Below are 14,983 nucleotides of genomic sequence, written 5' to 3'. Positions count from 1 at the left end.
CAAGAACAGAAAGAAAGACAAATACATAAGGCCGTCTACCAGGCCGTAATCTTTGTATTTGTGGTAAAACTCTTTTAATCTTTTCACGGGATCAACGCTAGTAAAACAGGTTCTGTCGTTTAAAAACACCAAGGTACCGAAACGAGTGCCGGGTTCTCTCACAGATTTCGTATTTTTGTGACCTCATTTCACAGACCAAGCCGCAGCAACAACCGATGCAGAAACGATGGGTAGTAAAGGACGCGCCGGACGCCGCAAAAGTACAGAATCTTGCCAATAGCCTGAACATGGGCCCCACGCTGGCGGGCATTCTCTGCCAGCGCGGAATATGCACCTTTGACGAGGCCAAAGCTTTTTTCCGTCCTTCGCTGGATAACCTGCATGACCCGTTTCTGCTCAAGGACATGGACAAAGCCGTGGACCGGTTGGTGGAGGCTTTGCACCGCCAGGAACGCATCCTCATCTACGGCGACTATGACGTAGATGGCACTACCTCTGTGGCGCTGGTCTACGGCTTCCTGCAGACCTATTTCGAAGGTCGGATTGACTACTACATTCCGGACCGCTACTCAGAAGGGTATGGGATCTCCTTCCAAGGCATTGACTGGGCCCAGGAGAACGGCTATAGCTTGATCATCTCCTTGGATTGTGGTGTGAAATCCATTGACAAGATCGCGTACGCCAACACCAAAGGCATTGACTTCATCATCTGCGACCACCACTTACCCGATGATGAATTGCCCCAGGCGGTAGCCGTACTGGACGCCAAACGTGCCGATTGCCCGTACCCGTACAAAGAACTGGCCGGCTGCGGCGTAGGCTTCAAGTTCATGCAGGCGTTCTGCCAGCAACAGGGCTTTGACGAGGAACCTCTTTTTCAATTACTGGATCTGGTGGTGGTGAGCATCGCCGCTGATATTGTGCCTATCACGGGCGAAAACCGCATACTCGCCTACCACGGGCTGCAGCGGCTGAACACTGGCGTATTACGTCCGGGTTTGCAGGCATTGAAGGAACTGGCCGAGTTGCGGAGTGAGCTGGATATTACCCAAATCGTTTTCGGGTTTGCGCCGCGCATCAACGCCGCCGGCCGCATGGGCGATGCCAAACGATCGGTGGCCATGCTGCTGGCCAAGACCAAGGAAGAAGCTTTTGACAAGGTGCAGAAGATTAACGTCTCCAACTCTGAGCGCCGCGGTCATGACACCAGCATCACCAAAGAGGCCCTGCAGATGATTGAAGACGATGATTTCCTGCGCAGTGCCCGCTCCACGGTCTTGTTCAAGGAAACCTGGCACAAAGGCGTAGTGGGCATTGTGGCTTCGCGCTGCATTGAGAAATACTATCGACCTACCATCATCCTCACCGAATCGAACGGGAAAGCTACGGGTTCTGCCCGCTCGGTCCATGGCTTTGATGTGCACCAGGCTATCCTGGCGTGTTCTGATCTGCTGGATCAGTTCGGAGGGCACATGTACGCCGCCGGGCTCACCTTGCCGGTGGAAAACGTACCGGCGTTTCGGGAGCGTTTTGAGCAAATCGTGACTGATACTATTCTGGAGGAGCAATTGGTACCCATGGTGGAGATTGACATGCCGTTAGAGCTTTATCAGATCAGACCCGGGTTCTTCAACATCCTCAAACAGATGGAGCCCTTCGGTCCAGGGAACATGGCACCCGTGTTCATGAGCACCTGTGTGTATGACACCGGATCAGCGAGAGTGGTAGGAGATGCCCACCTCAAGCTTCGCCTCACCCAAGACGGAGAAACCTTCTTTGACGCCATCGCCTTCGGGATGGCCGAGTACTATCCGCGGATCCAAAAAGGCATTCCATTCGATGTCTGCTACTGCATTGAGGAGAACGTTTTCCGGGGCAATGTGACCCTGCAACTGCGCATCAAAGACATCCGCTTTGCGGAATAGACAAACCTGTATTCTGTTGTTTTAAGCTTGTTTTCCTACCATCAGGCTTAAAACAAGAATCCTGAAGGGGCAATCCCTTGTGGTTACCCATTGCCGTTCCTCCTGACTTAGGGCGCAAATTTTCAGCCCGACCATTCCAATTTGTAGCTTATTTCACAAGATATCCAGTTGAGCGGGCTGCTGTTTAGGGCCACCACAAGAGATTGCCCCTACATTTCCTTCCATTGGCGCAGAACTCGAAGGACCTCCAGACACTGCGAGGTCTTTTGAGCAAACGGTACTGCCAACGGAGAACCCCGCCGTTGTTGGTGTTTTCACCAACAACCAAAATTGCGGCTCACCTACTTCCCAACGCATTGTGGAAATCTCCCTTCTTGAAGAGGCATGGGTAGGTTATCGTTTCAGGGCTAATTTCTTCTAAATGGGCCTAAACCAGCATTTACCTGTGGATAATTTCGCATGATAGGGGTAGATAGTGTATTTTTAGAGGTACATACACTACCTAACTACTTCCCCTATCATGAAACCCAAATTCCTTTTGGCCGGGCTCTTGTTGAGTGCAGGAGCGTTGACGGTACAAGCGCAGACGCCCGCCAAAAAAGTATTGACCCATGACGTCTATGACCTCTGGAAAAGCGTAGAAGCCGATTCACTTTCCAACGATGGAAATTACCTGTTGTATGCGGTGAATCCGCAGGAAGGCGACGGCGTGCTGCACTTGAGAGACCTCAGCCAGAACTCAGGCAAGACGTTTCCGCGCGGGTACCGCAGCGCCTTTACCTCTGATAGCCGCTTCGCCATTTTCCAGGTTAAACCTACCTACGCCGCTACCCGCCAGGCCAAACTGAAGAAAAAGAAACCGGAGGAAATGCCCAAAGATTCCCTGGTCATCCTGGACCTGGGCAAAGGCAACACGCAGTACGTGGCGCGGGTGAAATCCTACAAACTACCCAAGCAGAACGGCGAGTGGCTGGCCTACCAAATGGAGGCGCCGCTGGCCACCAAAGGAGCTAAAGACACTACTAAAACCTCGGCTCCGGCCGCCGCTAAAACAACTGCAAAAGCCTCTAATGGCGGCACCGGTAAAAAGGAAGACGGCACTGAACTGGTGTTGCGCCACCTGCCAACCGGCCAGGAATATCGCTTCGATCGTGTCACCGATTTCCTGTTCTCAGACAAAGGCAACCGGCTGTTCTTCGTGAAGGCAGCGAAAGATTCACTGAGTAAAGGAGGGGTGTTCTCCTTCAACATGGCAGCCCGCAAAACCATGCCGGTAGACAGCGGTCGGGTTACCTATAAGAACCTGGTCGCAGATAAAGACGGCGATCAGTTGGCCTTCGTGTCCAGCAAAGACAGCGCGGGCAAGGACATCCGCTACTTCCAGTTGCTGCACTGGACCGCCAAAGATAACCAAGCCCGCGTCATCGCCGATACCGCTTTTAAGGGGATGCCGGCCAAGTGGATGGTGAGCGAGCACGCCCAACTAGGTTTTTCAGACAAAGGCGACCGCCTGTTCTTCGGGACGTTCCCGCGGCCTACGCAGTACGAGAAAGACACCACCAAGCTGGAGGAAGAAAAAGTAAGCCTGGATGTCTGGACCTACCGCGATCCGTTGATCCAACCCATGCAGTTGAAACAACTGGAGCGCGAACAGAAACGCTCTTTCCTGGCGGTGTACGACCTCAAAGGCAAGAAAATGGTGCAATTGGCAACGCTGGAGATCCCAGATGTGGCCTTGAACCCCGGGCGTACCGCCGATGTCGCCGTGGGAAGCAGCAGCGTGAACTATCTTCTGAGCATAGGCTATGACACCCCATCACGGCAGGATGCCTGGTTGATTGACCTGAAAGACGGAAGCCGCAAACTTGCCGTGAAAGACACCCGCGGCACGCCACGGTTATCGCCGGGCGGCAAATACCTGTACTGGTACGAGCCAGCAGACAGTTCCTGGAAAGCCATGTCTGTGAAAGGCGGCAATCCGGTGAACCTGACCAAGAAGCTGAAAATTGCCTTCTATGATGAGCAGAACGACATGCCTACTCTCCCCGAGGAATACGGCCTCACCGGCTGGACCAGAGACGACCAGTACCTGCTGGTGAACGACCGCTATGACCTTTGGCGCCTGGACCCATCCGGCAAAGCCGCTGCCGTGAACATCACCGATGGGTACGGCCGACAGAATAATTTGCAGTTCCGGTATGTAAGCCTGAATCCAAGTCAACGCGTGGTGCCCTCAGAAGACAAGTTACTACTGCGTACCCTGAACCTGAAGACCAAAGATGCCGGCTTCTACACCGATTACGTGACGAAAACCGGAGCCCCGCAGAAAGTGTTCATGGAACCGTACAGCTTTACAGGCGTGCGCAAAGCCAGGAACAGCGATCGTCTGATCTTCCGGAGGGCCAATTTCAGGGAGTATTCCGATGTGTGGGTGACCAATACCAGCTTAAACGCGCCGCAGAAGATCAGCAATGCCAATCCGCAGCAGAGCGAGTACCTCTGGGGAAGCGTGGAACTGGTCAACTGGCGCTCAGACGACGGGGTGCCGTTGGAAGGCCTCCTGTTCAAACCAGAGAACTTCGACCCGAAGAAAAAGTACCCGATGCTGGTGTATTTCTATGAGCGCAACGCCGAGACCCTGCACAACTACCGGGCACCCGCTCCAAGTGCTTCTACTATCAATATTCCGCTGTTTGTGAGCCAGGGGTATTTGGTGTTTGTGCCCGATATTATCTACAAAGACGGTTATCCCGGCGAGAGTGCTTACCACAGCATCATTCCGGGTGTGCAGAGCCTGGTAGCCAAAGGATTCGTGAACGAGAAGAACATGGCTTTGCAGGGCCAGAGCTGGGGCGGTTACCAGGTGGCTTACCTGGTGACGCGTACCAATATGTTTAAAGCCGCCATGGCCGGCGCGCCGGTGAGCAACATGACCAGCGCCTACGGCGGAATCAGGTGGGAGACGGGCATGAGCCGTCAGTTCCAGTATGAGCGCACGCAGAGCCGCATCGGCGGAACGCTGTGGGAGAAACCTTTCCAATACATTGAGAACTCGCCGCTGTTCTTCGTTCCCAAAGTAGAGACACCGCTCATGATGATGGCCAACGATAATGACGGTGCCGTTCCTTGGTACCAGGGCATTGAGATGTTCATGGCGCTGCGCCGCCTGAACAAACCGGTTTGGCTTCTGGTGTACAACGGCGAGGCCCACAACTTGGTGCAGCGCAAGAACCGCAAAGACCTCTCAGTGCGCATGTCGCAGTTTTTCGATCATTACCTGAAAGGAGCCCCAGAACCTGCCTGGATGAAGAAAGGCGTACCAACACTGGTGAAAGGCAAAGAATACGGTCTGGAGTTGATTGAGGAGCCTGCTGTTGCTACCCCAACGCCTGGTCAGCAACCAGCTACTTCTGCAACCACCCAGCCTGCTTCCATCAAGTAGCGTTTAGAAGCCAGTTTCTTAAAAATGGCCCCAAAGCCCTACTGCTGAGAAGTGGTAGGGCTTTTTGTTTGTAAGAAGCACAGACCAGACTTAAGCCAGACAGGCAGAGAACCTTTGACGCAACAGACAGTAAACCCAGGAAAACTGATGAAGACAAGATGATACCTGACAGTATTTCAGAAGATAAGACTATTGGGGCAGCTGTTGCAGATAGCCTCGCCCAGAATGCTTCCATCAAAAACCTATTCGGGGAACCCATAGAAACCCAGGGGAAAACCATAATTACCGTTGCTCAAATAGCCATGGGGCTAGGCGGCGGATATGGACAGGGTAGGAAGGCGGAGGACGCAGATGGGGAAGGGGCGGGTGCCGGCGGAGGGGTTTACGCCGTGCCCAAAGGTATCTTTGAAATCACCGAGAAGACTACCCGATTTGTACCGGTGACTTCGCCGCAGACCTTCCTTTTAGGAACTGCCCTTGGTTTAGCGATAGGGTGGTTGTTTTCCCGCCGGCGGAAGTAACCGTTTCGGAGTACGTCCAGATGTTAGGTCGTTAGGGCGGGCCGTTTTAGGCCTGTTTTGAGAAAAGGGGCAGGAAATCAGTTGGATTGGGCCAGGGCTTCGGTAGGGGCGGCCTTGGCAGCCGGTACGCAGTAGGCACTCAGAGCTTCCAGATCGCCGTAGAACCAATTCACGTCTACCGGTGCCTCAATTCCTTTTACGATGCCTTTTTCAGAATACTGCCAGAAAGCCATCTTGTCTTTGGGGTGGGTAGAAGGCTCCTCGTTTTGATAGCGGGCAATCCAGAAATGATATCCCGGGAAGTGGCCCCGTAGCTTGAGGTCGTAAAATTTCTGGTAAGTATAAATGATGGGTTTTACGCCATAATGCTTTTCAATGGAAGTAAGCCACAGGCGGATATCGTTGCGCATTTGAGCATCAGGCACATCCTGGGCAAATGTTTCCACATCCAGAACAGGAGCCAGATCGCCGGGCTGCAGCGTAACAGTTTTCTTGAACAGCTCTATCTGTTGGTCTACGTTTACCCAGGGCAAATAATAATGGTAGGCGCCGCGTTTAATGCCATGCTGGCGGCTGTGTTCCCAGTTGCGGTCAAAATAAGGGTCTTTCAGGAAATCGCCCTCGGTGGCTTTCACAAAGGCGAAGTTGATGTTGGATTCCTTCACATGTTTCCAATCTACTTCCTTCTGGTACCGTGACACATCAATGCCATGCAAAAAGGACGAAGGACCGGAGCCGGCACTCAGCAACGCTACGCAGAAAGTAAACAAGGCAATCGCCACCGCAGAGCGACGAACAGCTTTCTTCACGAAGGAATACATAGAGGATAAACGCATGGGTGAAAGAAGGAGTAAAAGTTACAGCTAAAAGACAGCTTCCGCAAGGAATATCCCTATGTGTCAAGCACTTTGTTTGAAAAGTTATACTCATGTCTATAACCTTCCTTGCAGGATGTACGTAGCCGAAGCTCTTTCACGTTACCGTACCACATCTAAGGTTTATTCCTTAATTTTAGGCAATGATTTTACGTTCCGAAAACCTGTTCAAAAAATACAAGTCTCGCACGGTAGTAAACGATGTGAGCGTTGAGGTAAACCAAGGCGAGATTGTTGGGCTTCTGGGGCCAAACGGCGCCGGGAAAACCACTTCTTTCTACATGATTGTAGGGCTGGTGAAACCCAACTCCGGACGTATTTTCCTGGACCAGGAAGACATCACCGAATTGCCCATGTACCGCCGTGCCAAAAAAGGGGTAGGCTATCTGGCGCAGGAAGCATCGGTGTTCCGGGACCTGACAGTGGAGGAGAACATCATGTCGGTGCTGGAGATGACGGATAAGACGAAGCAGGAGCGCCGTGAGAAGGTAGAAGAATTACTGGAGGAGTTCTCGCTCACGCACGTGCGCAAAAACAAAGGCGTGGTACTCTCCGGGGGAGAACGCCGCCGTACCGAGATTGCCCGTGCCCTGGCCGTAGACCCCTCGTTTGTGTTGCTGGATGAGCCGTTTGCCGGGGTAGACCCTATTGCGGTAGAAGAGATCCAGACCATCGTGGCCAAGCTAAAGACCAAGAACATCGGCATTCTCATCACCGACCACAACGTGAACGAGACGCTTTCCATCGTAGACCGTGCTTACCTGCTTTTTGAGGGCAAAATCCTGAAAGCCGGCTCCGCCGAAGAGTTAGCCGCCGATGAGCAAGTGCGCCGCGTGTATTTGGGCAAGCACTTCGAGCTGAAGCGTAAAGTGTAATTGGTTGTTGGTCTTGGTATAAAGCCAGCGTCTGTGGTCAGTAGGTACTTTGGTCTGTTTATAACACAGGCATCAATTGCCTCTTGTAAACTCCTTCGCTCTTTGTCATCCCGAAAGGAACTTGTGAGCGAACGGTAGCGACGCTTAAGCAAAGCTTTTTAGTCCGGCCACAGGAACCTTTCAGGATGACAGTGAGGGGAAAAGAAGGGATAAGTGGTTTCCTGAGTGAAAGCGCCAAAATCAGAAACCTATTACCCGATGAGCAGTACAAGCACATATTCCAAGGCTTACCGCGGTTGCCTCTATTGATCAATAGCCTCATCGAATTGACTAATGACAACCTGAAAACGTAAGCAGAAGAAAACAATCAACAACTAACAATCAACAATTAGATAGTGGAGATAATCAATTCGCTTGTGACGTGGGTAATGAAGAAGAGGATCCATCAGATAGACCTTTTCCGGAAGTACCCGCACGATGTTCAGAACGAATTGTTCACCAATCTCATCGCTACGGCCAAAAATACCGAGTGGGGTCAGAAATACGGTTACTCAGACAAACTGAGCGTTCGGGAGTTCCAGGAGCGGGTGCCTATCTGCGCCTATGAAGACCTGTACCCGTACATTGAACGCGTGATGCGCGGCGAGCAAAATGTGCTTTGGCCCAGCAAGGTGGAGTGGTTCGCTAAGTCATCGGGTACCACCAACGCCCGCAGCAAGTTCATTCCCGTTACCCCTGAAGCGCTGGAAGAATGTCATTACAAAGGAGGCAAAGACATGCTGTCCATTTACGTGAACAACTACCCAGACACCAAAGTATTCTCCGGCAAAGGTCTCTCCATCGGCGGCAGCCACCACCCCAACGAATTCAACTCAGATACCCGTTGCGGCGACGTCTCGGCGGTGATTATGCAAAATCTGCCTATCTGGGCCGAAGCCATGCGGACGCCTCCCCTAAAAGTGGCGCTCATGGACAAGTGGGAAGAGAAGATTGAGAAGATGGTGGAGATCACCGTCAAAGAAAACGTGACCAGCCTCTCGGGCGTGCCCACCTGGACCTATGTGTTGTTAAACCGTATTTTAGAGGAAACAGGTGCAAAAGACATCATGGAGGTGTGGCCCAACTTGGAACTGTTCACCCATGGCGCCGTTGCTTTTGGGCCGTATCGTGAGTTGTTCCGGCATATTATTCCGTCAGAGAAGATGAATTACCTGGAGGTCTACAATGCCTCAGAAGGGTTCTTCGGGATACAGGATGAGCCCAGCCTCAAAGACGAGATGCTTCTGATGCTGGATTACGGGGTGTTCTACGAGTTCATCCCGATGGAAGAAGCTGATCAGGAGAATCCAAGAGTGCTTACCTTGGATCAGGTGGAACTAGGCAAGAACTACGCCTTAATTATCTCTACCAATGCCGGGCTGTGGCGTTACAAGATTGGCGATACCGTTAAATTCACCTCGTTGGCTCCGTACCGTATCAAGATATCTGGCCGCACGAAGCATTTCATCAATGCCTTCGGTGAAGAGGTGGTGGTAGAGAACGCAGAGACGGCTATTACCAAGGCTTGCGAAGCTACTGGGGCCACTATCACCAACTTTACGGCCGCTCCGGTGTACTTTGAGGGCAAGAGCAAAGGTGGGCACCAATGGGTCATAGAATTCTCTCAGCAACCTTCCAGCATAGAGCAGTTCACCGAGGTTCTGGACCAGACCCTGCGCACCGTGAACTCAGATTACGATGCCAAGCGTCAGAAAGACCTCGCCTTGCAGGCTCCGCTGATTACCGTGGCCCCATCCGGTTCCTTCCTGAACTGGCTCCAGCACAAAGGCAAGCTGGGCGGTCAGCATAAAGTGCCTCGCTTGGCGAATAACCGGGAATACTTGGAAGAGATTCTGGCGGTAAACCATCTTTCGTAATCAGAGGCCAACTTTCTATTCATTTTTTTAAGACCAGCGTTTAGCGCCTGTTTTCCTAAAAGCAGGGCCGAAATGGCACGTCCATGATTCTACCCGCTTAGCTGTTGGATTTTACCTGATTTCAGAAAAACACACCTAAAAAGGAACAATCGATTAGTTCAAAAAAGTAGGTTTCATTTTAAGTCAAGGTAGAAGCTTTTGGCAGATAGTATTTATACATGGTTAATTTGTATAAATACATAAATATCTTACCTTTATTCCACTCAGGTTCATTCAAGAACAATATCGCGCTTCAGTTAAAGGCCGAAATATGCCTTTAAAATCACTTTAGGCTCGCTGCCGAAGAATAGAAGACCCAAAGTCCCGGCATTATTAATGGCCGGAGAGACCATTTCGGTTCATCAGGAAAGTCCCCCATTAACTCCAGTAATTTCTTGCTTAGAAGCTCAGAACATAGTTCCGGCTAAGGAACTTCCATGCGGCTGTACCTATTCGTTTCTCCAACTTTAACCTTTAAAAGCCATGAAAAGACTTCTTATCCTTCTTTGCACAGCCGCTTTTTTCTATAGCTGTGAGAGCAAACCCCAGGAAAACAAAACGGCTGAGGCCGGTCTTGTTAGTGCCGTCACCGAATCATCCACGCAGCCGCAGGTGGCTTTGAGCCAGGAAGCATTGAAAGAGCGGGGCGAGTATTTGGTTACTATTGGGGCCTGCAGTGATTGTCATTCGCCCAAACTGGCACCAACAGATAAAATACCGCCCATGACGCCAGACCCTGATCGGTTTTTGTCTGGGCACCCGGCATCCGAAAAACTTCCGCCTATGCCTGCAGGTGCGGGAAAAAACGGATGGGTGCTTTTCAGTATGAATAATACGGCGGCAGTAGGGCCCTGGGGTACTTCTTTTTCGGCGAACCTAACACCAGACCCCACCGGTATTGGTAACTGGACACTGGATAACTTCAAGAAAGCGCTGCGCGAAGGGAAATACAAAGGCATGGACAACACCAGGCAAATACTTCCGCCCATGCCTTGGCCTCACTACAGTAAGATGAAGGACGAAGACATAGAGGCCATCTTTACGTACCTCAAGTCTATAAAACCCGTGAAGAACGTGGTGCCGGCACCTCTTCCGCCCGCAGCCTAGGTCCCAAGCTGAAAACGAAAAGGGAGAAGACACAAGTGCCTTCTCCCTTTTCGTCTAAAATATTTCTACAAAGAAAATCTACTCCAGGAAGCTGCTCAGCAAACCTCCTTCTTTGTTGGCGTTTCCGCCGTTCGGCATCAAGGCCTGGATCAGCTTCTTCACTGGCATGGACTGGATCCAGACGCGGCCGGTGCCCCTGAGCGTGGCCAGGAACAGACCTTCACCTCCGAAGACCATGGAACGCAGCCCGCCCGCCCGCTGAATATCAAAATCAATTCCGGCTTCATAGGCCACTACGCAGCCCGTGTCAACGCGCAAGGTCTCGTTGTGCAGGTGCCGCTCAATTACGGTACCGCCCGCGTGGATGAAGGCCAGTCCATCGCCGGTGAGGCGTTGCATGATGAAGCCCTCGCCCCCGAAGAAGCCTGCCCCCAGACGTTGGTTAAAGTGCAAAGCAATTCTGGTGCCCAGCGCCGCGGCCAGGAAACCGTCTTTCTGCACAATTAATCCCTGCGGAAACTCGGCCAGGTTGATAGGCATGATGGTACCGGGATAAGGAGCCGAGAAGCCTACTTTGGCTTTGCCATACCCACGATGGGTAAAGTGCGTCATGAACAGCGACTCGCCGGTGATAGCGCGGCTGCCCATCTGCACCAGCTTCCCTAAGAAGCCCGAGGCAGGGTTGGAGCCATCGCCCATTTTGGTTTCAAACTGGATGCCGTCTTCCATGAAGACCATGGCACCGGCCTCGGCAATCACGGTTTCCTGCGGGTCCAGTTCTACTTCCAGCACCTGAATGTCTGAGCCGTGAATGCGGTAATCTACTTCGTGGGATGTCATATGAGGGTTTAGGTTTATTTTTTCTTCGGCTTAGGGTCCGATGGTTTCTCGCCTTTAGGGGCAATGTCGTCATCGGTGTCATCGTCTAACAATGGCCCTTTTTTGAAGAAATCCTCCTCGTTCTCTTCCTCATCCACGGTTTCCTCAATAGGGTACTCCTCGTCTTCCTCCGTCGCGCGTTTCTTGCCCTGGTCACCTACCAGTTTCTTATCTGAGACGTTTCGGTCCAGGAAAGAATTGAGCTGGTCAATGTTGAAGTTAGAGGTAATATCCCCAAGGGGGTTGATCTTGATCTCGAAGCCTTCCAGCTCAGGGTGTACCTTTGCTTTTTTCTCCGGTTTATTCTCTGGTTTGTCCTTGTCTGCTTTCTTCTTTGCCATAGTAGTAAAGTTTACGCCCAGGCAAGCCGCCGGGCCAGTTGCTTTTACTACAAACGGGAAATCTGGCAGAAGGATAAACGAATTAAAAAGAATCCGCCGTCATAAGCAAGCATCTGGGGCTTGTTTATGACGGCGGATTTAACTTGGTTCCTAAAAACGTTTCGGGGCTGTTTTACAGAAAACGGCCCCGAAACCGGATAAATTTATTTCTCTGCCTGGGCAGAAAACCTGTATTAGGCAGCGTACTGGGCAAGCTTGGTCAAAGCGGCGTCAATGCGGCTCTCAGTCTCTTCGCGCCCGATGATCTCAATAATGGCCATTAAGTCTGGGCCAGCCTCTACGCCGGTCAAAGCAATACGCAGCGCCTGCATCACTTGCCCGATCTTCAGGCCATTGCGCTCCAGAACCTGTAGCAACAAGGCTTTCACAGAATCAGCGTTGAACTCTGGCAGAGAAGCAAGTTCGTTTCTGAACTGCTCAAAGGCACCAGCGGCCGCAGCCGACCATTTCTTGGCAGCTACCTGCTCATTGTACTGCGTAGGAGCCACGAAGAAGTAAGACGCCTCTTTCCAGAAATCCTGCGGGAAGGTCACGCGCTCTTTCATGAGGCCAACGATCTTCTCGGCGCGCTCTTCAGAACAGGTAATGCCTTGCTCCGGCAGGGCAGCCAACAGGTACTGGGCTAACTCAGCATCTGGCTTGGCACGCAGGTACTGCTCATTGTACCAACGAGCTTTCTGGATATCGAAACGGGTACCGGATTTCCCGATGCGCTCAATGCTGAAGGCCTCAATGAGTTCTTCCATAGAGAAGATCTCTTGCTGTGTACCTGGGTTCCACCCCAAGAAGGCCAGGAAGTTCACGAAACCATCTGGCAGGTAACCGGCCTCGCGGTAGCCGCTTGACTTCTCGCCGGTTACTGGATCTACCCAGTTCAGTGGGAATACCGGGAAGCCTAGTTTGTCGCCATCACGCTTGCTCAGTTTACCGTTACCATCTGGTTTCAACAGCAGCGGTAAGTGAGCGAATTCCGGCATGGTGTCTTCCCAACCGAAGTAGCGGTACAGCAACACGTGCAGCGGGGCGCTTGGCAACCACTCCTCACCTCTGATTACGTGGGTGATTCCCATGAGGTGGTCATCCACGATGTTAGCCAAGTGATAGGTAGGCATGCCGTCAGACTTCATCAAAACTTTGTCATCAATGGCCGAGGAATGCACCATTACCCAGCCTCTGATCAAGTCTTTAAGACGAACCTCTTCTTTGCGAGGCACTTTCAGACGGATCACGTACGGATCTCCGCTTTCCAAACGGCGCTTTACCTCATCCTCTGGTAGGGTGAGGGAGTTCTTCATGGTGGCGCGGGTGATGGCGTTGTATTGCGGGGTGGCTACCTTGGCAGCCTTGAGGCGCTCACGCATCTCTTCCAGTTCCTCGGCGGTGTCAAAGGCATAGTAAGCGTGGCCGGCGTTTACCAGTTGCAGGGCGTAGTCCATGTACATGGGCTTGCGCTCAGACTGGCGGTAAGGGGCATGCGGACCGCCGTGCACCGGGCTTTCGTCTAGCGTGATGCCGCACCACTCCAGAGAGTCAAAAATGTATTGCTCGGCGCCGGGCACAAAGCGGGTTTGGTCAGTATCTTCAATGCGCAGTATCATTTTACCGCCCATCTTTTTAGCAAAAAGGTAATTATACAGCGCAGTGCGCACCCCGCCAATGTGCAGCGGTCCGGTGGGGCTAGGGGCAAAGCGTACTCGTACTTCTCTTTCCATGTTGTATAGGTATGTCAATCGAGGTGCAAAAGTACGCTATTTCAAATCGTTCTTGAAATTTTGCCCTTAAAACCTCACGTTTGTTCGCATTATTCTTGTACGGCAAAGAAGGGAAAGGGTCCGGCTTCTATGCATGGGTAAACCGCTGGCCCCGAAGAAGTTTGAATACCTGCGCCCGAAATTTCGTATGAAGGGGAAAATCTGGTCTATGTTCAAGAAGATATTCGTTGAAGGCTGGTGCATCATCAAGGAGGTCTGGTTTGATTTCATGGACAACAACTCCTTTCAGAAAGGGGCGGCATTGGCCTATTACACCATCTTCGCGCTACCGCCTATCCTTATTATCATGATCAACACGGCTGGGGCTGTTTTTGGCCGTGAGGCGGTGCAGGGCGAAGTGTATACGCAACTGCGGGAACTCATGGGCAGCAAAGGCGCCTCCGACATCCAGGAAATGGTGGAGAGCATCCATCAGTCCGCAGATTTTACCATGGCCACCGTGATAGGGGTTTTTACGCTGTTGGTGGGGGCTACCGGGGTGTTTGTGTCTTTGCAGGAGTCCTTGAACCAGATCTGGGGCGTAAAGCCGAAGCCCAAGAACGAGTACCTTAAGATTCTGCTGGACCGGTTATTGTCCTTCGCGATGATCCTGGGGATTGTTTTTCTGCTGTTGGTGAGTTTGATTGTGAACGCTATTTTGGTGGTTGTGACCTCTTACCTGGCCAATAAGATAGACCCCTCGCTGCTGCACCTGACGCAGGTCACCAATTTTCTGGTGTCTACTGCCGTAGTCACGTTCCTGTTTGCCCTTATTTACAAATACCTGCCAGATGCTAAAATTAAGTGGAAAGACGTGTGGGTAGGGTCTCTGGTGACAGCTCTTCTTTTTGCCCTGGGTAAATCCTTAATTGGGCTTTACCTGGGCAACAGTGACTTCTCCAGTATTTATGGCGCCGCTGGTTCTGTGATTGTAGTGTTGGTATGGGTATTCTATTCTTCGCAGATTATATTCCTGGGCGCTCAGTTCACCCTGGTGTATGCCCGGCGCTATGGCGCAAATATCTATCCGTCTACTTATGCGGTACGAGTGGAAAACAGGGAAATAGAACTAGGAAAGGCGCCCCTCAACGCAGAGCCCGGGCCTAACGAGGCCAAAGCCAAAGGGGAAGAGGATTGATTGGGAGATTGAATGATTGCTGACGCAATAAAAGGAGAATCTGTTTTTAGCTGGAATTTCTGAAAACTGCCTTGAAATACATCTGCCGAACTCTTCCAATTCCATTCTCTCATC

The 14,983-nt window shown here is 51.8% G+C and carries 12 protein-coding genes; 8 read left to right on the top strand and 4 right to left on the bottom strand.

Annotated elements, in window-relative coordinates:
- The first annotated feature begins 215 nt into the window (after window positions 1–215).
- From recJ to EFB08_RS10810, 3 genes are all read left to right on the top strand, one after another.
- Entirely contained in the window at window positions 216–1,925 is a 1,710-nt protein-coding gene (gene recJ, locus EFB08_RS10820) for a single-stranded-DNA-specific exonuclease RecJ (protein ID WP_123126957.1), read from the top strand.
- A gap of 520 nt (window positions 1,926–2,445) precedes the next feature.
- Window positions 2,446–5,367: a S9 family peptidase gene (locus tag EFB08_RS10815; RefSeq protein ID WP_123126956.1), complete on the top strand. Its 2,922-nt coding sequence runs from the start codon at window positions 2,446–2,448 to the stop codon at window positions 5,365–5,367.
- Window positions 5,368–5,525: 158 nt separating this feature from the next.
- Window positions 5,526–5,888 carry a spore germination protein GerW family protein gene (locus EFB08_RS10810; protein ID WP_123126955.1) on the top strand — a complete coding sequence of 121 codons (363 nt, stop codon included), beginning with the start codon at window positions 5,526–5,528 and terminating at the stop codon, window positions 5,886–5,888.
- Between the two features lie 77 nt (window positions 5,889–5,965).
- Here the strand turns inward: EFB08_RS10810 and EFB08_RS10805 are convergent, their stop codons facing one another.
- A complete protein-coding gene (locus tag EFB08_RS10805; RefSeq protein ID WP_123126954.1) occupies window positions 5,966–6,724 on the bottom strand; it encodes a glycoside hydrolase family 25 protein in 759 nt (252 codons plus the stop codon).
- A gap of 182 nt (window positions 6,725–6,906) precedes the next feature.
- On the opposite strand from EFB08_RS10805, the gene lptB reads away from it, so the two are divergent.
- The 4 genes from lptB to EFB08_RS10790 all read left to right on the top strand — a co-directional run bounded on the left by lptB (window position 6,907) and on the right by EFB08_RS10790 (window position 10,700).
- Window positions 6,907–7,638, top strand: a complete 732-nt coding sequence (gene lptB, locus EFB08_RS10800; protein WP_123126953.1) for an LPS export ABC transporter ATP-binding protein — start codon at window positions 6,907–6,909, stop codon at window positions 7,636–7,638.
- Between the two features lie 185 nt (window positions 7,639–7,823).
- The gene (locus EFB08_RS23480) at window positions 7,824–7,991 is read left to right on the top strand and encodes a hypothetical protein (protein WP_165864861.1); all 168 of its coding nucleotides are present in this window, start codon (window positions 7,824–7,826) and stop codon (window positions 7,989–7,991) included.
- A 75-nt stretch (window positions 7,992–8,066) separates the two neighbouring features.
- On the top strand, window positions 8,067–9,554 hold the full coding sequence (locus EFB08_RS10795) for a GH3 auxin-responsive promoter family protein (RefSeq protein WP_123127061.1): 1,488 nt from the start codon (window positions 8,067–8,069) through the stop codon (window positions 9,552–9,554).
- Between the two features lie 522 nt (window positions 9,555–10,076).
- On the top strand, window positions 10,077–10,700 hold the full coding sequence (locus tag EFB08_RS10790; protein WP_123126952.1) for a c-type cytochrome: 624 nt from the start codon (window positions 10,077–10,079) through the stop codon (window positions 10,698–10,700).
- Between the two features lie 78 nt (window positions 10,701–10,778).
- Here the strand turns inward: EFB08_RS10790 and EFB08_RS10785 are convergent, their stop codons facing one another.
- From EFB08_RS10785 to gltX, 3 genes are all read right to left on the bottom strand, one after another.
- A complete protein-coding gene (locus EFB08_RS10785; protein ID WP_123126951.1) occupies window positions 10,779–11,540 on the bottom strand; it encodes a TIGR00266 family protein in 762 nt (253 codons plus the stop codon).
- A 14-nt stretch (window positions 11,541–11,554) separates the two neighbouring features.
- Window positions 11,555–11,920 (bottom strand): hypothetical protein, encoded by a 366-nt coding sequence (locus tag EFB08_RS23690; protein WP_193553966.1) that lies wholly within the window; start codon window positions 11,918–11,920, stop codon window positions 11,555–11,557.
- Window positions 11,921–12,153: 233 nt separating this feature from the next.
- Entirely contained in the window at window positions 12,154–13,692 is a 1,539-nt protein-coding gene (gene gltX / locus EFB08_RS10775; protein WP_123127060.1) for a glutamate--tRNA ligase, read from the bottom strand.
- A gap of 208 nt (window positions 13,693–13,900) precedes the next feature.
- On the opposite strand from gltX, the gene EFB08_RS10770 reads away from it, so the two are divergent.
- Complete coding sequence (locus EFB08_RS10770) at window positions 13,901–14,869, top strand: YihY/virulence factor BrkB family protein (RefSeq protein ID WP_123127059.1); 969 nt, start codon at window positions 13,901–13,903, stop codon at window positions 14,867–14,869.
- The last annotated feature ends 114 nt before the right edge of the window (window positions 14,870–14,983 follow it).

The sequence above is a fragment of the Rufibacter latericius genome (assembly GCF_003721515.1).
In the GTDB taxonomy this organism is placed as follows: domain Bacteria; phylum Bacteroidota; class Bacteroidia; order Cytophagales; family Hymenobacteraceae; genus Nibribacter; species Nibribacter latericius.
This window is presented reverse-complemented; position numbering and strand designations above follow the sequence as displayed.